The 16,648-nt window shown below is 71.2% G+C and carries 16 protein-coding genes; 5 read left to right on the forward strand and 11 right to left on the reverse strand.

Features of this window, described 5'->3' with window-relative positions; all coding sequences use genetic code 11:
• Positions 1–215 precede the first annotated feature (215 nt).
• The 5 genes from TU31_RS26905 to TU31_RS26925 form a co-directional block, all read right to left on the reverse strand.
• Complete coding sequence (locus TU31_RS26905) at positions 216–1,025, reverse strand: ATP-binding cassette domain-containing protein (protein WP_042159105.1); 810 nt, start codon at positions 1,023–1,025, stop codon at positions 216–218.
• A complete protein-coding gene (locus TU31_RS26910; protein WP_042159106.1) occupies positions 1,022–2,092 on the reverse strand; it encodes an ABC transporter permease in 1,071 nt (356 codons plus the stop codon). Before TU31_RS26910 ends, TU31_RS26905 begins: the two co-directional genes overlap by 4 nt.
• On the reverse strand, positions 2,089–3,102 hold the full coding sequence (locus TU31_RS26915; RefSeq protein WP_042159107.1) for a sugar ABC transporter substrate-binding protein: 1,014 nt from the start codon (positions 3,100–3,102) through the stop codon (positions 2,089–2,091). Before TU31_RS26915 ends, TU31_RS26910 begins: the two co-directional genes overlap by 4 nt.
• Positions 3,103–3,284: 182 nt before the next feature.
• On the reverse strand, positions 3,285–4,289 hold the full coding sequence (locus tag TU31_RS26920; protein WP_042159108.1) for a sugar ABC transporter substrate-binding protein: 1,005 nt from the start codon (positions 4,287–4,289) through the stop codon (positions 3,285–3,287).
• Between the two features lie 216 nt (positions 4,290–4,505).
• Positions 4,506–5,225 (reverse strand): GntR family transcriptional regulator, encoded by a 720-nt coding sequence (locus TU31_RS26925; protein ID WP_042159971.1) that lies wholly within the window; start codon positions 5,223–5,225, stop codon positions 4,506–4,508.
• A 300-nt stretch (positions 5,226–5,525) separates the two neighbouring features.
• On the opposite strand from TU31_RS26925, the gene TU31_RS26930 reads away from it, so the two are divergent.
• On the forward strand, positions 5,526–5,900 hold the full coding sequence (locus TU31_RS26930) for a VOC family protein (protein WP_042159109.1): 375 nt from the start codon (positions 5,526–5,528) through the stop codon (positions 5,898–5,900).
• 27 nt (positions 5,901–5,927) lie between these two features.
• Here the strand turns inward: TU31_RS26930 and TU31_RS26935 are convergent, their stop codons facing one another.
• From TU31_RS26935 to TU31_RS26950, 4 genes are all read right to left on the reverse strand, one after another.
• A complete protein-coding gene (locus TU31_RS26935) occupies positions 5,928–6,389 on the reverse strand; it encodes a PaaI family thioesterase (RefSeq protein ID WP_042159110.1) in 462 nt (153 codons plus the stop codon).
• Between the two features lie 89 nt (positions 6,390–6,478).
• A complete protein-coding gene (locus tag TU31_RS26940) occupies positions 6,479–7,300 on the reverse strand; it encodes a transporter substrate-binding domain-containing protein (protein WP_042159111.1) in 822 nt (273 codons plus the stop codon).
• 177 nt (positions 7,301–7,477) lie between these two features.
• On the reverse strand, positions 7,478–8,137 hold the full coding sequence (locus TU31_RS26945) for a bifunctional 4-hydroxy-2-oxoglutarate aldolase/2-dehydro-3-deoxy-phosphogluconate aldolase (RefSeq protein ID WP_042159112.1): 660 nt from the start codon (positions 8,135–8,137) through the stop codon (positions 7,478–7,480).
• 434 nt (positions 8,138–8,571) lie between these two features.
• Complete coding sequence (locus TU31_RS26950) at positions 8,572–9,021, reverse strand: guanyl-specific ribonuclease (RefSeq protein ID WP_042159113.1); 450 nt, start codon at positions 9,019–9,021, stop codon at positions 8,572–8,574.
• A gap of 340 nt (positions 9,022–9,361) precedes the next feature.
• On the opposite strand from TU31_RS26950, the gene TU31_RS26955 reads away from it, so the two are divergent.
• The 4 genes from TU31_RS26955 (at position 9,362) to TU31_RS26970 (ending at position 13,932) form a co-directional block, all read left to right on the forward strand.
• On the forward strand, positions 9,362–9,988 hold the full coding sequence (locus TU31_RS26955; protein ID WP_042159114.1) for a helix-turn-helix domain-containing protein: 627 nt from the start codon (positions 9,362–9,364) through the stop codon (positions 9,986–9,988).
• 37 nt (positions 9,989–10,025) lie between these two features.
• Positions 10,026–10,214, forward strand: coding sequence for a DUF6126 family protein (locus tag TU31_RS26960; protein ID WP_042159115.1), 189 nt, complete (start codon positions 10,026–10,028; stop codon positions 10,212–10,214).
• Between the two features lie 144 nt (positions 10,215–10,358).
• Positions 10,359–13,046: a glycoside hydrolase family 84 protein gene (locus tag TU31_RS26965; protein ID WP_042159116.1), complete on the forward strand. Its 2,688-nt coding sequence runs from the start codon at positions 10,359–10,361 to the stop codon at positions 13,044–13,046.
• A 205-nt stretch (positions 13,047–13,251) separates the two neighbouring features.
• Entirely contained in the window at positions 13,252–13,932 is a 681-nt protein-coding gene (locus TU31_RS26970) for a thiaminase II/PqqC family protein (protein ID WP_042159117.1), read from the forward strand.
• A gap of 175 nt (positions 13,933–14,107) precedes the next feature.
• Here TU31_RS26970 and alc read toward each other — a convergent pair whose 3' ends face one another.
• Complete coding sequence (gene alc / locus TU31_RS26975; protein ID WP_042159118.1) at positions 14,108–15,238, reverse strand: allantoicase; 1,131 nt, start codon at positions 15,236–15,238, stop codon at positions 14,108–14,110.
• Positions 15,235–16,578, reverse strand: a complete 1,344-nt coding sequence (gene allB / locus TU31_RS26980; protein WP_042159119.1) for an allantoinase AllB — start codon at positions 16,576–16,578, stop codon at positions 15,235–15,237. The genes alc and allB overlap by 4 nt, the downstream gene beginning before the upstream one ends.
• Between the last annotated feature and the right edge of the window lie 70 nt (positions 16,579–16,648).

Raw genomic sequence — 16,648 nt, forward strand, 5'->3', positions numbered from 1 at the left:
GCCGGTGCTCCCCCACTGCCCGAAGGGCGTGGGTGGTGCCCCCATGCGGCTGCTGCGTGCTCGCAAGAGTCGTCTCGTCCCTGCGGGTCTCGGGAGGCCGGGGCCTCGATGTGCTGGTTCGCTGCGATTGTGCATCACCCGCACCGTTCCGCGCACCGCGACGGAGAGTGACGCGCCCCGCGCGGCCCGGGGGCCTGCGCGGGGCGCGATGAAGATCACTCGGGCCGGTGACCGCCGGGGAATTCCGGTGTCGCGGTGCGGGCCAGCTCATGACTGAGCTGTTCCAGCTCGCTGCCGCCCGCCATTTGGCGGGTCAGCTCCTCCAGGGCGATCTCCGATTTGGCGTGGCTGCCGGCCATCGTGCCCCGCTTGAGCAGCACGAAGCGGTCGCCGACGAGATAGGCGTGATGCGGATTGTGGGTGATCAACACCACGCCGAGTCCGGCGTCCCGGGCGGCCGCGACGTACTTGAGGACGACGCCGGACTGCTTGACGCCGAGCGCCGCGGTCGGCTCGTCCAGGACGAGGACCTTGGCGCCGAAGTAGACGGCGCGGGCGATGGCGACGCACTGCCGCTCGCCGCCCGAGAGGGTGCCGATGGGCTGGTCGACATCGCGCAGGTCGATGCCCATCCGCAGCAGCTCACTGCGGGTGGTCTCGCGCATCGTCCGGACATCGAGCCGCTTGAACGGGCCGGCGCCGGTGGTCGGCTCGGAGCCGAGGAAGAAGTTCCGCCACACCGGCATGAGGGGGACCACGGCGAGGTCCTGGTAGACGGTGGCGATGCCGCGGTCCAGGGCCTCGCGCGGGGAGGCGAGGGTGGCCTCCTCCCCGTCGATGGTGAAGGAGCCGGCGTCATGCCGGTGCAGCCCCGCGATGATCTTGATGAGGGTGGACTTGCCGGCGCCGTTGTCGCCGAGCACACAGGAGATCTCTCCCGCGTGCACCTCCAGCGAGACACCTTCCAGGGCCCGGACGTTCCCGTAGTACTTGCTGACGTCGGTCAGCTCGACCAGCGCTGTCATGCCTTTTCCTCCGCCCGCTTGCGGACCCATGCGTTCAGGAGCGTGGCGAGCAGCAGCATCGCGCCGAGGAAGAACTTGTACCAGTCCGGATTCCACTGCGCGTAGACGATGCCCTTGCTGGCCATACCGAAGATGAAGGCGCCGACGGCGGCACCGATCGCCGAGCCGAAGCCGCCGGTCATCAGACAGCCGCCGACCGCCGCGGCGATGATGTAGAGGAACTCGTTGCCCACGCCGTCGCCGGACTGGATCGCGTCGTACGAGAACAGCAGATGCTGTCCGGAGACCCAGGCGGCGAAGGCGACGCCCATGTAGAGGCCGATCTTGGTCTTGGTGACCGGGACACCCACGGCCCGCGCGGCGTCGGCGTTACCGCCCACCGCGAAGATCCAGTTGCCGACGCGGGTGCGCAGCAGGATCCAGGTGGCGACCGCGACCAGCACCAGCCACCACAGGATGGTGACCTGGATGTCCACGCTCCCCAGGGTCAGATGCGAGGCGAAGAGCGTACGGGCCGACTCGAAGCCCTCCATGTCGGCGATGGTCTTCGTCGAGACCGTGCCGCTGATCAGCTTGGTGAAGCCGAGGTTGAGGCCGGTCAGCATGAAGAAGGTGCCGAGCGTGATGATGAAGCTGGGCAGTTTCGTACGGGTCAGCAGCAGGCCGTTGAACGCCCCGATGGCGAGGGTGACCAGCAGCGAGACACCCACGCCCACCCAGGTGTTGGCAGTCATCTGGTAGCTGAACATCGACGAGATCAGCGCCGAGCTGACGACCATGACACCGGCCGACAGATCGAATTCCCCGCCGATCATCAGCAGCGCCACCGGCACGGCCATGATGCCGATCGTCGACGACGCGTAGAGCACGGTGGAGAGGCTGGCGGCCCGCAGGAACGGCTCGGCGACGATCGAGAAGAAGACGAAGACCGCGGCGGCACCGACGACGGAGCCCAGTTCGGGGCGGCCCATCAGCCGTCGGGCCAGGGAGCGGTGCAGCAGCCGTTCGTCGCCGCCGCTCTTGGCCGGACCGGCCGGCTGAAGTGGTGGTGCGTCCGCGTGGCTCATCGGGTCCCCCGCTTCGTGTAGTCCTCCAGTGCGGCGGCGTCCTTCTTGGTGATCACCTGGGGCCCGGTGAGCACCGGCTTGCCACCGCCGAGGACGTCGGAGTTGTACTTGTAGAGCCACAGCAGGTCGACGGCCTGGTAGCCCTGGAGGTAGGGCTGCTGGTCGACGGCGAAGCCGAGGGTGCCGTCCTTCAGACCGGTCGCGACCTGGGCGTTGAGGTCGAAGGTGTCGATCTCGGCCTTGCTGCCGGCCTGCTCCTTGGCCTTGACGGCCGTGGCGGCGAAGGGCGCGCCGAGCGTGACGACGGCGTCGAGGGCGCTGTCCGACTGGAGCTTGGACTCGATCGAGGACTGCACATCGGGCATGTTGGTGCCCTCGACATACAGCTTCTGAAGATCGCCCTTGAAGGTCTTCTTGGCGCCGTCGCAGCGCTGCTCATGGCCGACATTGCCCTGCTCGTGCAGGATGCACAGGGCCTTCTTGCGGCCGCGCTTGTTCAGCTCCTCGCCGACCGCCTCGCCGGCCACCGTCTCGTCCTGCCCGATGTGGCTGAGCGCCCCGAACGCCTTGGACTCCTCGGCGCCGGAGTTCACCGTGATCACCGGGATGCCGGCCTTCTCGGCCTTGGCGACGACGTCCTTCATGGCGTTGGGCTTGGCCAGCGAGACGATCAGCCCGTCGACCTTCTGGTCGATGTAGGACTGCACCAGCTGGCTCTGCCGCTGGGCCTCCTTGTCGTGCCCGTAGACGAACTTGATGTTGTCCTTGACGGCGGCCTGCTGGGCGCCGTTCTGCACGATGTCCCAGAAGGTGTCGCCGTCTCCCGAGTGGGTGACCATCGCAAACGTCCACCTGGGGGTGTTCACCGCGGCCTTGCCGCCGGCGGCCTTGGCGGCCCGCTCCTGCTCGGCGCGCAGACCTCCGGTGCTGCTGCATCCCGCCAGGGAGGCGCCCAGCGCCGCCGCCAGCACGGCGCCGATGACGCGTCCCCTTCTCCGAACCCGTGCCACGAGGACTCGCCCTTCCCGCTGATCTTGCCGTGTCGGCTGCGTTGGTCGTATTCGCTGTCCGGCCGGTCCGGCCGGCCGCTGTGTGGTGTCGTCCACCGGTACCGGCCGGCCGGTACCGACCGGCCAAGTATCCGTGACCGGTGATCTGTCCCGGTTCATGGGGTCCCGTCTTCCCTGGGGCGTCACCGGGTGCCTCGCCCGGTGTACTCGGTGAGCTTGGGTACGTCCTTCTCGGTGACCAGGGCGGGCCCGGTGAGCACCGGCTTGCCGCCGCCGAGGACGTCGGCGTTGGTCCTGTGGAGCCAGAGCAGATCCACCGCCTCGTAGCCCTGGAGGTAGGGCTGCTGGTCGACGGCGAAGGTGAGGTCCTTGGCCTTGAGCAGCTTGACGACGGCGGAGTTCAGGTCGAAGGTCGCGATCTGTGCCCGGCTGCCGGCCTCCTCCTTGGCCTTGAGCGAGATCGCCGCCATCGGCGCACCGAGCGTGACGATCGCGTCGATGGCGGTGTCGGACTGGAGCTTGGCCTCGATCGAGGACTGCGAGTTCGGCGCGTTGGTGCCGTCCACATCGAGGTTCTCGACCGTTCCGCGGAAGCCCTTGCGGACGCCGGCGCAGCGGTCCTCCAGCGACACATTGCCCTGCTCGTGGATGACGCAGAGCACCTTCTTCGCCTTCCGCTCGTTCAGCTCGTCGCCGACCGCGCGGCCGGCCACCGACTCGTCCTGTCCGATGTGGGTGAGCGCCCCGTACGCCGCGGAGAACTCGCCACCGGAATTGACGGTGATGACGGGGATGCCCCGCGCCACGGCCTTGCGGACGGCCGCCTTGACGGCGTGCGGCTTGGCGAGGGTGACGATCAGCCCGTCCACCTTCTGATCGATGTACGACTGGATCAGCGCCGCCTGCTGGGCGCCTTCCTTGTCGTGCGCGTACAGGAACTTCACCTTGTCCTTGGCGGCGGCCTGCTGGGCGCCGTTCTGCACGATGTCCCAGAAGGTGTCGCCGTCGCCGGAGTGGCTGACCATGCCGATGGTCATGCGCGGGGTTGCGGCGTCCTTGCCGGCGGCGTCGGGGTCGCCGGCGAAGCCGCACCCGGTGGCGAGCGCGGCGGTTGCCAGTAAAGCGGCTGCGCTGCGCACAGCGACACTGCGGACAGCGAGGGGGCCAGTCGTACGCACGCCGATCATCGTGGGACCGCCTTTTCTCCCGGCCGCCGGAATGCGGCTGGAGGAGTTTGTAACGGCGCGCGCGGAGCCGCGTCAATGGTTTGTCAGAACATTCTGACGAATGCGGGTCGCGAGGGGTCTACAGAACGGGCTTTTCGGGCAATACGGCGCGCCCGGCCGTGCTCAGACGGACGGGGTGGCCGGTCCGGCGGCCGTCGGGGGCAGCGCCCGCTCGACTCAGGGCCGCACCAGCAGCTGGAACTCGAAGGCGTAACGGGACGCCCGGTAGACGTGTGAGCCGAATTCGACCGCGCGCCCGGTGTCGTCGAAGGTGGTCCGCTGCATCGTGAGCAGCGGGGCGCCCTCGGGCTCATCGAGCCGCTCGCCCTCCTCCACGGTCGCGGCACGGGCACCGACGGCCTGCCGGGCGCTGTGCAGGGTGATCCCGGCCGACCGCATCAGGCGGTAGAGGCCGGTCTCCTCCAGCTCGGCGGTCTTCAGCTCGATCAGCCCGGCGGGGAGGTGGTTCCGCAGATGCGCCACGGGCTCACCGTGAGCCAGCCGCAGCCGCTCGACCAGCGCGACCTCCGCCCCCTCGGCGATCCCCAGCGCGGCGGCGACCTCGGCATCGGCCTCGGTGGTGGTGTTGAGCAGCACCCGGGTGGCCGGCTTCTGCCCGGCCGCCTCCAGGTCGTCGTAGAGGCTGCTCAGCTCCAGGGGGCGCTTGACCTGGCTGTGGACGACCTGGGTGCCGATACCGCGGCGGCGCACCAGCAGGCCCTTGTCGACCAGCGACTGGATCGCCTGCCGCACCGTCGGCCGGGACAGGCCGAGCCGGCCGGCCAGCTCGATCTCGTTGCCGAGCAGGCTGCCGGGCGCCAGCTTCCCGTGCTCGATCGCGGCCTCCAGCTGCTGGGACAGCTGAAAATACAACGGGACCGGACTGCTCCGGTCCACGCTGAACTGGACGGGGCCGTCGGCGCCCAGGGCTTGTTCCGTATCGCGTTTCCCCACGCTCGCGAGCGTATCCGCCCCGGCAGATGACGGGAAGTCCGGAGGTCACATTGTCCGGACAAGACGGACCGTGCACGGTCGCCCGGCCTGCCCGCCCGGCCGGGAAACGGGGCGCGGCACGTCCGGTCGTGCCGTACAGGCCGTCCCGTACGCCGGAATACTGGGCGAGGACAGCCGTGACCGCACACCGGGCCGGGCGCCACCGCCCGCGCCCCGACCACCCGCATGTCCCGGAGGAGCCTCATGCCCATTCGCCGCGTCGTCCCCGACATCCACTCCGACGACCTGGCCGGAAGCCGTGCGTTCTACGGCCTGCTGGGGTTCGAGGAGGTCATGAACCTGGGGTGGGTCATGACCCTCGCCTCCCCCGCCAACCCCACCGCCCAGCTCATCTTCATGACCCACGACAAGACCGCCCCCGTCACCCCCGACATGAGCATCGAGGTCGACGATGTGGACGCGGCCTACGCCGCCGTCCTGGCCGCCGGCGCGCCGGTCGTCCGGCCGCTCCAGGACGAGGAGTGGGGCGTCCGCCGCTTCTTCGTCCAGGACCCCAACGGCCGGGTCGTCAACGTCCTCGGCCACCGGCCTTCGGCGGGCGGCACCGGGAGCGACTGAGCTGCCGCCACTGACGGCCGGCCCGCCCTAGGCCTCGGCACCGGCGCCCGCGGGCCCGTTGAGCGTCATCGCCGTCCCCTGCGCCACCGCACACACGCTCTCCGCCCCCTCCCCGTCGAGCACGGTCAGCTCGCAGCGGCACACGGCCTGCCGGCGCCCGGCCTGGACGACCTGGGCGCGGGCCCGCAGCGTCCGGCCGAGCGCCGGGCGCACGTACTGGATGGAGAAGCCGCCAGTGACGATGGCCGGGCCCAGGGCCGTGGCCGCGGCGAAGGTGAGGGTGTTGTCAGCGGCGTACGACAGCACCCCGCCGTGCACGAACCCGTGCTGCTGGAGGAGTTCCTCGCGGATATCGATCTCCAGCGTCGCCGTACCCTCCCCGAACTCGGTGATCCGCGCCTGCACCAGCCTGCTGAACGGCTGTGCCGCCAGCCCCTGTTGCGCCGCCGCGAGATCGAACGCCGCACTCGCCTGCACCGAACCGGCCATCTCACCCTCCGCCTCTCGTCCCGCATCCGGAAGTCCGACCCGATATTAGAGCCGACTCTCCAAAACAGCACGCAGCCGCTACCGGCCCGCTACTTCATCCAGGCGTCCTCGTACTTCCGGTACGTCCCGTCGTGGGTGGCGAGGTGAACCCACTGGTCCACATACGCCTTGAACTCGTCGTCACCGCGGGGCAGGGCGTAGGCCTTCTCGGAGAAGGTGAAGGGCTTGTCCGGGTGGAGCGAGCAGAGTTCGGGGTGGATCTTGGCCTGATAGCGGGTCTCGCTTGCGTCGGTCATCATCACATCGGCGCGGCCCGCGATGATCTCGTCGAAGATCGTGGTGTTGTCCGGATGGACCGTGAGGGTCGCCCGGTGGATCTGGGCGCGGGCGAACTCCTCGTTGGTGCCGCCCGGGTTGACGATGACGCGCGTGCCGGGCCGGTCGATCTGCGCCAGCGTCCGGTACTTGTCCTTGTCCGTGCAGCGCACCAGCGGCGTCTTGCCGTCGGTGCGGGTGGGTTCGCTGAAGTACACCGAGCGGGCGCGCGGGAGGGTGACCGAGACACCGCCCATGGCGATGTCACAGCGGCCGGCCGACAGATCGCCGACGAGCCGGGCCCAGGTCGTGGCCACATAACGCGGGGTGGCGTCGAGGCTCTTGGCCAGATCCCCGGCCATCTTGATGTCCACACCGCTGTACCTGCCCGTCGCCGGGTCGCGGTGTGTGAACGGGCGGTAGTCACCCGTGGTGCAGACGCGCAGCACCCCGTGCCGGGGGACGGCATCGAGGGCCGACGGCTTCCCGGCGGCGGTGGCTCCCCGTACGGCGGCGGGGGCGTCCGAGGCCGCCGGGGCGGCGGCGGTGACGGCGAGCAGACAGGCGAGGGCGGAGAGCGTGACGGCGCGCTTCATGGGGGCTCCTGTGACTCCGGTACGCGGCGACTCGGTCGCATGATCGAAGCGCTCAGAGTGGCAGAGCCCGGGGTCCGGGAGAACCCCCCGACCGGCCCGTGGGATGGCCCGACGGGCCGGGCGGCGGCACACCGACGCGCCGTCAGCCCTCCTACCGCACGCGCGCCGTCGGTCCGCTCAGAAGTCCACCGTGCCGCGGATCGCCGGACGCTCCGGGGCGGCCTCCTCCAGGCGGGCGAGGAGATCGGCGGCGCGCTTGGCAACGGTGTCACGGTCGCCGTCGGAGAGGGCCGCGCCCATGCCGACGGCGACGGCACCGGCAGCGATCCACTCCGGCGCGCTCTCTACCGTCACCCCACCCGTCGGCAGCAGCGGCACCTGCGGCAGCGCGGCACGGACCTCCGTCAGCCAGGCCGGGTCGTGTCCCGAGGCGGGGAACAGCTTGAGCGCGTCCGCCCCGAGCTCCAGCCCGCGGACCATCTCGGACGGCGTCGACACCCCGGGGAAGACCGGGACGCCATAGCGGTGGCCGGTGCGGATGACCTCGGCGTCCAGGCGCGGCGAGACCAGGAAACGGGCACCCGCGTCGACCGCCATCCGGGCCGATACCGCGTCAAGGACCGTGCCGGCGCCGATGACCGCGTCGTCCCCCAGCTCCCGGGTGAGGGTGGTGACCGCTTCCAGGGCGAAGGGGGTGGTGAGGGATATCTCCAGGCTGGTGATGCCCGCGGACAGCAGGGTGTCGGCGGTGGCGCTGGCCTCGTCGTAGGTCTGGCTGCGGACGATGGCGAAAACACGCTGCGCCAGTGCGGCCCGGGTGATTTCCCAGCGATACACGGCAGTTCGCCGTCCTTCCTTGTCTCCGACGCTCCATGCCGCCTCGCCTTGGCCTACAGCGGATACGGCATGTTCCGGGGCGTGCCGCAGCAGCTGACCACACATGGTCTTTTTCCGCCGATGCCCGCCCGCTCCTCGTTTTCACCAAAACGCTACCGGGAGCCACTGACAATCCTCTCTCGGGGGTGCGCCCCGTGCGCCCCTTCTGCCAAGAATGAGGAGAAGAGGCAGGTCGGAGGGGGCGCACGGCACAGGCGCGCAGCATGGCGCACGGAACGGGTGCGCAGCACGACGGCGGCCGGGGTGCGTGTGCACCCCGGCCGCCGCGGGTTCCGGGTCACGGGCTCAGCCGGCCCGTCACCCCTGGTGTTCTGTTGTCCCGTTGCCCTGGTGTCGCGGGCCGGCCGGCCGCTCGGCCCGCCGGTCCGTCGGCCTCAGCAGCCGCGGTCGACGAGATCGAACGTCTTGTAGTGGTCGGCGGTGTAGTAGTCCTCGTTCTTCTTCTCGCCGGCCACGATGCGCCGCGCACCGCGGTCGGGCGAGCCCGGAGTGACGACGGTGAACTCGTGGTAGTAGCCGGTGCTCTGGGACGGCAGGATGCCCTCCCGGTTGTCGAAGACCGTGCCGTCCTGCGGATACGGGTAGGGCCCGCCCTTCTCGATCAGATCGAGGGTGTCGTGGGCCTGCGAAGGCAGCTTGGAGTGGCAGACCTTGCCGACGTCCTGGACGTGCACGGACGCGATATGCGCCGTCGTGGCGTACGAGGTGGCCGCGTGCGTCGTGGCGACGGCAGGGGTGGCGGTGACCGCGGTCCCGCCAATGAGAAGGGCCGAAGCGAGGGCGCCGACGGCGCCGAACCTGGTGATCCGTGGGGGGATTCTCATGCCTTCCAGGATGACGCGCGTAGACATGATCCTGTCAATGCCAACAGGCGGAAGTTTTCCGGGAGTTCACAAGCCCGCCCCACCAACTCCCGCAAATTTCCGCATATCAGGGACCACGCCTGCGCGGGTCGCCTCGCCGCGAGCCGCTCGGGCCGGAGCCTGTGCGGGTGAACGAACGGCGGGGCCGGGGCGGACCCGTACCTGTCGGGGCGGATCAGCCGCACCACGATCACGGGACGTCGACCGGTGAAGGCCGGGAGCCGCCGCGACGGCAGCGCGCCGGTTTTGCCTATGAGGCAAATCTTTTGCCCGAGAGGTGAAAGGTCGCTATACCGGGGATATGACCGAGCTCCCCGACGAGCCCGCCGGCGCTTCGCCGGATGAGCTGTCCACCGTTGCGCCGCGCCTGCGTGACCTGCGGCGACGCAGTGGTCTCACGCTGGAGACCGCGGCCCGGCTGGTGGGGCTCTCGCCTGCGCATCTGTCGCGGCTGGAGACCAATCAGCGCCAGCCTTCGCTGCCGATGCTGCTGGCGCTGGCCCGTACCTATGGCACCACGGTATCCGACCTGCTCGGCGAGACCGCTCCGGAGCGGGACCCCATCGTGCGGGCCGGGCGGGCGGAGCCGTCGGAGGCGGGCGGCTGGACGTACTGGACCGCGGGCGGTGCCGGGCGGGCGATGCAGGCGCTGCGGGTACTGGTGCCGCAGCGGGCGCAGGGCGATCTGGTGCGGGTCCATCCCGGCGAGGAGTGGCTGTACGTCCTCAAGGGGCGGCTGCGGCTGACGCTCGGCACGGCCGTGCATGTGCTGGATCCGGGGGACGCGGCGCACTTCGACTCACTGACGCCGCACCAGATCTCCGCCGCCTCGCCGGGCGGGGCGGAGCTGTTGTTCGTCCACACGCTCCTCCAGAGCGGGGCCGCCGAGCTGTGCCTCGGCGACGACACCAGGCGCCGCGGGCTGTGAGCCCCAGGCACCGTTTTTGAGGGAAGGACCCACCGTGGTGCCCGATCAGACCGTTCCTGCCACTCCCCCGTCGTCGGAAGCGCCCGCCGAGGCCGGGCGCGACCGGAAGTACGTCGAGAACAAGCCACCGCGCGGGCTGTATGTGCGGGTGTTCATCTATGTCATCGCGACGCATGTGCTGTTGGCGATGATGAGCCTTGTGGTGATCGCCGCACAAAACCGGTAGGGGCGCTCCGCGGGCGGTGGCAACGTCCATCCCTTCTGTCCGAAAGTCCATTGCCCCGGTGGGGTGGCCAGGTGAAGCCTGCTGGCGCGAAGAGGTCGCACGACTCCCGTCCCTGAACCTCGCCGCACCGAGGAGGACCGAAGGATGCACCGTACGCGCACCGCGGCGGCCACCGCGCTGGCCATGGCCCTGGCCCTGATCCCCCTGACGGGCATGGCGGGGCCGCCGGGCTCCGGCGGGAAGCCAGGGCGGGACGGCGCCGGGGACCACCCCGGAGCCGCCGTGTCCCGGAGTATCTCGCCCACGCCCCGGTCCGTCCGGAGCCGGTCCGACCGGGTCGCCGTCACCCCGTCCGTGACGGTCGTCGCCGGGCCGCGCGCCGATGCGGCGGCACTGGCCGTCGTCGAGAAGTCGCTGAAGGACGCCGGTGCACAGCGGGTCGTGCGGGCCGAACGGGCGCCGGGCGGCGGTCAGTTGTCGGTGTATGTGGACGGTGCGGGCGCGGCGCGGGCGCTGGCGGAGCTGGGCGCGCCGGGTGCCGACGAGCTCCCCGCCGAGGGGTATGCGCTCGCCGTCGGCGCGGGGCGGATCGCGCTGGCGGGCAAGGACGGCGCCGGGACCTACTACGCGGCGCAGTCCCTGCGGCAACTGCTGCCGCACGCGGAGCGGCCAGGGGCCCGGGTACCGGGCACCGTCGTACGGGACTGGCCGGCCACCCCGTTGCGCGGCGTCATCGAGGGGTTCTACGGCACCCCGTGGTCGCACCGGGCCCGGCTCGACCAGCTCGACTTCTACGGTGCGCACAAGATGAACCTCTATGTGTACTCGCCGAAGGACGATGCCTATCTGCGGGAGAAGTGGCGGGATCCGTACCCCGCGGACCAGTTGGCGCAGATCGAGGAGCTGGTGGACCGGGCGCAGGTGCGGCATGTGGAGTTCACCTATGCGCTCTCCCCGGGGCTGTCCGTCTGCTACAGCTCCGACGCGGATCTCCGGGCGCTGACCGCCAAGTTCGAGACGTTGTGGGACATCGGGGTGCGCACCTTCGCGGTGCCGTTGGACGACATCAGCTACACGGACTGGAACTGCGCGGCGGACAAGGACCGGTTCGGGACCGGTGGCGGGGCGGCCGGCGCCGCGCAGGCGCATCTGCTCAACCGCGTCAACCAGGAGTTCATCGCCCGGCATCCGGACGCCGAACCGCTCCAGATGGTGCCGACCGAGTACTACGACGTGCAGCCGTCGCCGTACAAGAAGGCGCTGGCCACCCAGCTGGACAAGGACGTGCTGGTGGAGTGGACGGGGGTGGGGGTGATCGCACCGACGATGACCGTCGCCCAGGCCCGGCAGGCCCGGGAGGTCTTCGGGCACCCGATCCTGACCTGGGACAACTACCCGGTCAACGACTATGTGACCAACCGGCTGCTGCTCGGGCCGTTCAACGGCCGGGAGAAAGGGCTGCCGGCGCAGCTGGCGGGGATCACCGCGAACCCGATGATCCAGCCCGCGGCGTCCAAGCTCGCGCTGTACACGGTGGCGGACTACGCGTGGAACGACACGGCGTATGACGCCCGGACGTCCTGGGGCGGGGCGATCGAGGAGCTGGCCGGCGGTGACGCCCGTACGGCACGGGCGCTGCGGGCCTTCGCGGACGCGCATTACGCCTCCTCGCTCAACCCGCGACAGGCGCCCGAACTCGCAGCCGCCATCGAGGAGTTCGGCAAGGACGGTGAGGCGCGGCGGCTCGATGCGGTGCTGCGGAACCTTCAGGAGGCACCGGCGGTGCTGCGTAACCGGCTCGCCGACCGGGGCTTCGTGCAGGACAGCGCGCCGTGGCTGGACGCGACCCGGGCCTGGGGCATCGCGGCCCGGACGGCACTGCGGCTGATCGAGGCGACCAAGGCGGGCGATGGCGCGCGGGCCTGGCAACTACGTCAGCAGATCCCGGAGTTGGTACGGACGGCCAGGTCATTCGTGTACGTGGACATGACCGGGAAGCGGATTCCCGTGCTGGTAGCGGACGGGGTGCTGGACACCTTCGTCGAGGACGCGGTGGCCGCCCACGACCGGGCGCTGGGCGTCACCGGCCGCCCCAAGGGCTCGACGGATCTCTCCGTCTACCAGGACAACGCGGTCTCCCGTATGACCGACGGCGATGACGCCACGTACTTCTGGAGCGGCGCGGGGCCCAAGACCGGTTCCTTCGTGGCGCTGGATCTGCACGCCGAGCGTCCGCTGGGGGCGGTCACCCTGGCGATGGGCAAGAGCGGCAGCCCGGACGACTATCTGCGGCACGGCGTCCTGGAGTACTCGTCGGACGGGAAGAACTGGCAGCGGCTGGCCGCGTTCGACGGGAAGGCCGAGGTGCGTGTCGAGCCGCCGGCCGGTGTCCGGGCCCGGTACGTCCGCGCCCGGGCCACCCAGGCCCAGGACAACTGGCTGGTGGTGCGTGAGTTCGCGGTGGCCGGGGCCGACGCGGGCACGGTGGCCGGTGGCCCGCCCGCGGCGGAGGGCAGCGCACTGCGGTCGGCGGCGGACGGCGATCCGGCGACCGTCTATCGCGCGGCACGGGCGGCGCAGCCCGGCGAGACCCTGGAGTTCACGCCCGACGCGCCCCGTACGGCGCGTTCCGTGGTCGTACTGGGGCCGCAGGGCACGCCGTCCGGGGCGGCGAGGGTCGAGGTCCGTACGGGCGGCGCCTGGCGCCCCCTCGGCACGCTGTCCGGCGCCTATACGCGGCTGCCGGTCGGTGACGGCGCGGTCGAGGGTGTCCGGTTGGTGTGGCGGGGCGGGACCGCGGCGCCCGAGGTCAATGAGGTGGTCGTGCACTGAGGGGGACTGAGGGGTGCGGGCCGCGTGGTGCGACCCGTACCGCCCGGTGCACGGCGGACGCGGCACGCCCGGCGGTGTGCCGCGTTCCCCTTCCGCGGCGGGCGGCGGTTCGCCCGTCGGCGTCGCGTCATCTCCCCCGCGGCGGCCGCCCCGCGCCCTAATCTGAGGTGCTGGCCACCGCCCTCGCCCCGGAGGAGACCGACTCATGGCCCGAACCGCTCCCGATGCCCCTCGTCCGACCGCGGCCGTCGTGCTGGACGACGCGGTCCGCGCGCTCGCCCCGGACTCCGCCGCCAACCGGCTGGTCTCGCAGATCGAGGCGGGTGCGGCACCGCGCTCCGTGTTCACCACCTTCGCCCTCGAACAGCACCAGGTGATCGCCGCCGACCGGCTCAGCTTCCAGCATCTGGCGCGGCGGGCGGACGGTGACCCGCCCGTCGCCGACTTCTTCGATCTGCTCGCCCAGGGCGAGACACGGGCACTGAAGCAGCTGGCCGGGCTGGCGGACGCCTGTGAGCTGACCGAGCGGGAGATCGCGGACTATCAGCCGCGGCCGGGGTGCCAGGCCTATCCGTCCTACTCGGCACGGCTCGCGCTGGGCGGCGAACCGGCCGATGTGGCGATCGCACTGACCGCCAACTTCGCTGCCTGGGGCGGCTATTGCACGATCGTGGCGGCAGCGATGCGGGACCACTACGGCTTCCCCGAGGCGGCCCGTGGCTTCTTCGGCCTCTTCGCCGAGCCGGCCCCGGCCGTCGAGGAGAAGGCGCGCGCGGCGGTTCAGCACGGCCTGGACACCGGTCAGGCGCAGCCGGCCACGGCACATCGCTACGGCCGTCTCCTCCAGGCGTACGAGCTCATGTTCTGGCACTCCGTCGCCGAGTGAACCGGCCGGGCCCCGGCGCGCCCGCACGACCCGGTGGCCGCGACGACGGGCCTGCTCCTGCCGGCAGGAGAACGACCGCCGCCCGGTGGCGCTGACGCCGCCCGGTGGTGCTGACGATGCCCGGTGGTGCTGACGCACGATCAGGGTCAGCACCACCGGGCCGGGCCCGGTACGGTCAGCCGCTCAGCTCGTCGTGGCGGGCGATCAGACGGCGCATGCCGTCCGCGGTGAGGGAGCCGTGCAGACGCAGCCGGGCTATGCCTCCGTCGGGGAAGATGTCGATCCGGACGTGGGTGACGGGCGGGGTCTCGTCGGGCAGGAAGCGGTGCACGGTATCGGGTTGCAGACGGGTGCGGGGCAGCAGTTCGACCCAGTCGCCGCTCTCGCCGTCGCGGCCGGACAGGGCCGCCCAGCCCGCCGAGTTGCCCTTGAGGAAGCCGGTGTCGATCTCCACCGCGCGGATCACGGACCGCTCGGTGAGGCGGTAGCGGACCCAGTCGTTGCCGGTGCCGCGGCGGCGCCGGGTCTCCCAGCCGTCGTCCATCTTGCGGGAGCGGCCCGGCTGGATGGTGTGGGTGGGTGAGGAGTAGAAGCGGTCCGAGGCGTCCTCGACCCGGCCGCCGTTCTCCAGCGCGGCGACGTCGAAGGTGCCCAGTGCGGCAAGCCAGCCGGGCGCCGGAAGGACCTCTCCGTGGACCCGGAGGCGGGCGACTCCGCCGTCGGGGTGCTGGTTGAGGCGCAGATGGGTGAAGCGGCGGCCGGTGTCGACGAGGAAGCCGTTGGCGGCGTGGCCGCCGATGGTGGTCCGCGGGACGAGCGGCGTCCATGCCACCTCGCCGGCGAGCAGTTCGGCCGGCGACGGGGAGCCCTCGACGCAGGTGCCGTCGACGCTGACGGACTGCGGGTAGTTGCCGCGGAAGTGGGCGGTGTCGACGATGATGCCGTGGATCACGCCGGGTGCGCCGAGCCGGATCAGCGCCCAGTCGTGGTCCTCGTCCGCCGGGAACGGGTGGTCGCCGTCGGTGCCGCGCCGTCTGCGGGTCTCCCAGCCGTCCATGATCTTGCCCTTGTGGCCGAACGCCTCGGGGTCGAAATGGGCGGGTCCGGGCGTGAGGAGGTTCTCCCGTTCGGCGAAGAACTCGTCGTTCGCGGCGATGACGCCCGCGCCCAGCCGCCGGTCGGCCAGGTCGGGGAGGTGGGAGAAGGGGAAGCCGGCGTGGCCGGGGGTGCGGTAATCGGCGTACGGGTCGCCGCCCGGGTACGGGCCCGCGTCACCGGTGTAGCGGGGCGGCTCGGCGGTGGTCATGGGCGGTGCGGCCGTTCGAGCAGCTCGCCGGTGGGGTCGGCGAGAGTGGTGCCGTCGTTGATCCGGCGGCCGCGCAGCCAGGTGGACCGTACGACGCCGTACAGGGTCTTTCCGGCGTAGGCGGTGATCTTGTTGCGGTGCTGGAGGGCCTGCGGATCGACGGTGAAGGTCTCCTCGGGGGCGAGGACCGTGAAGTCCGCGTCCCGGCCGGGCTCGATGGCGCCCTTCCGGTCGAGGCCGACCAGCGCCGCCGGTGCGGTGGCCATCCAGCGCACCACGTCGTCGAGGGTGTGGCCGCGCTCGCGGGCCTCGGTCCAGATGGCGGGCAGCCCGAGCTGGAGGGAGGAGATGCCGCCCCAGGCCGCGCCGAAGTCGGCGGTTTTGAGGTCGGCGGTGGACGGCGAGTGGTCGGAGACGATGCAGTCGATGGTGCCGTCGGCCAGGCCCTCCCACAGCGCGTCCTGGTTGGCGGCCTCGCGGATCGGCGGGCAGCACTTGAACTCCGTTGCGCCGTCCGGGATTTCCTCGGCGGTCAGGGTCAGGAAGTGCGGGCACGACTCGACGGTGATCCGGACGCCCTCGCGCTTGGCGGCGGCGATCAGCGGCAGCGCGTCGCTGGAGGACAGATGCAGGACATGGACCCGTGCGTCGAGCCGCTGGGCGAGCACGATCAGTCCGGCGATGGCGTCGTTCTCGGAGATCCGCGGGCGGGAGGCGAGGAAGTCGGCGTACTTGGGGCCGTGCGGTTCGGGGGCGGCGTCCAGGTGGCCCGGGTCCTCGGCGTGCACGATCAGCAGGCCGTCGAAGCCCGCGATCTCGCCGAGGGCGGCGGCCAGTTGCTGCTGGTCGACCTCGGGGAACTCGTCCACGCCGGAGGGCGACAGAAAGCATTTGAAGCCGAAGACCCCGGCGTCGTGGAGCGGGCGCAGGTCCTTGACGTTGCCGGGGATCGCGCCGCCCCAGAAGCCGACGTCGATATGCGCCTTGCTGCGGGCGACCGCGCGCTTGGTGTCGAGGTGGGCGGCCGTGGTGGTGGGCGGGAGGCTGTTGAGCGGCATGTCCACGAGGGTGGTGATACCGCCGGCTGCGGCCGCGCGGGTGGCGGTCCAGAAGCCCTCCCACTCGGTGCGGCCGGGGTCGTTGACGTGGACGTGGGTGTCGACGAGGCCGGGCAGCAGGACGTCGTCACCGAAGTCCCAGACCCGTGCCCCGGCCGGAGCCCGGTCGTCATACGGCAGCACCGCGTCGATCCTGCCGTCCTTGACGACGACGGACGCGGCGCGCGTGCCCTCTGGGGTGACGACGCGCCGGGAGCGCAGCACCAGCTCTGTTTCGGACACCCGGTCCCCTCCTCGTAGCTGTTTTCATCGTGGCGTGCGGGCGGGTGGGGTGCACGGCCGACGGGGTGAC

The sequence above is a fragment of the Streptomyces lydicamycinicus genome, from assembly GCF_000829715.2.
In the GTDB taxonomy this organism is placed as follows: domain Bacteria; phylum Actinomycetota; class Actinomycetes; order Streptomycetales; family Streptomycetaceae; genus Streptomyces; species Streptomyces lydicamycinicus.

Excerpts from the sequence above, each read along its gene's own strand:
- TU31_RS26920 (WP_042159108.1), bottom strand. The coding sequence starts at position 4,289 with ATGATCGGCGTGCGTACGACTGGCCCCCTCGCTGTCCGCAGTGTCGCT.
- TU31_RS26970 (WP_042159117.1), top strand. The coding sequence starts at position 13,252 with ATGGCCCGAACCGCTCCCGATGCCCCTCGTCCGACCGCGGCCGTCGTG.
- TU31_RS26910 (WP_042159106.1), bottom strand. The coding sequence starts at position 2,092 with ATGAGCCACGCGGACGCACCACCACTTCAGCCGGCCGGTCCGGCCAAG.
- TU31_RS26940 (WP_042159111.1), bottom strand. The coding sequence starts at position 7,300 with ATGAAGCGCGCCGTCACGCTCTCCGCCCTCGCCTGTCTGCTCGCCGTC.
- TU31_RS26935 (WP_042159110.1), bottom strand. The coding sequence starts at position 6,389 with ATGGCCGGTTCGGTGCAGGCGAGTGCGGCGTTCGATCTCGCGGCGGCG.
- TU31_RS26950 (WP_042159113.1), bottom strand. The coding sequence starts at position 9,021 with ATGAGAATCCCCCCACGGATCACCAGGTTCGGCGCCGTCGGCGCCCTC.
- TU31_RS26905 (WP_042159105.1), bottom strand. The coding sequence starts at position 1,025 with ATGACAGCGCTGGTCGAGCTGACCGACGTCAGCAAGTACTACGGGAAC.
- alc (WP_042159118.1), bottom strand. The coding sequence starts at position 15,238 with ATGACCACCGCCGAGCCGCCCCGCTACACCGGTGACGCGGGCCCGTAC.
- TU31_RS26955 (WP_042159114.1), top strand. The coding sequence starts at position 9,362 with ATGACCGAGCTCCCCGACGAGCCCGCCGGCGCTTCGCCGGATGAGCTG.
- TU31_RS26930 (WP_042159109.1), top strand. The coding sequence starts at position 5,526 with ATGCCCATTCGCCGCGTCGTCCCCGACATCCACTCCGACGACCTGGCC.
- TU31_RS26965 (WP_042159116.1), top strand. The coding sequence starts at position 10,359 with ATGCACCGTACGCGCACCGCGGCGGCCACCGCGCTGGCCATGGCCCTG.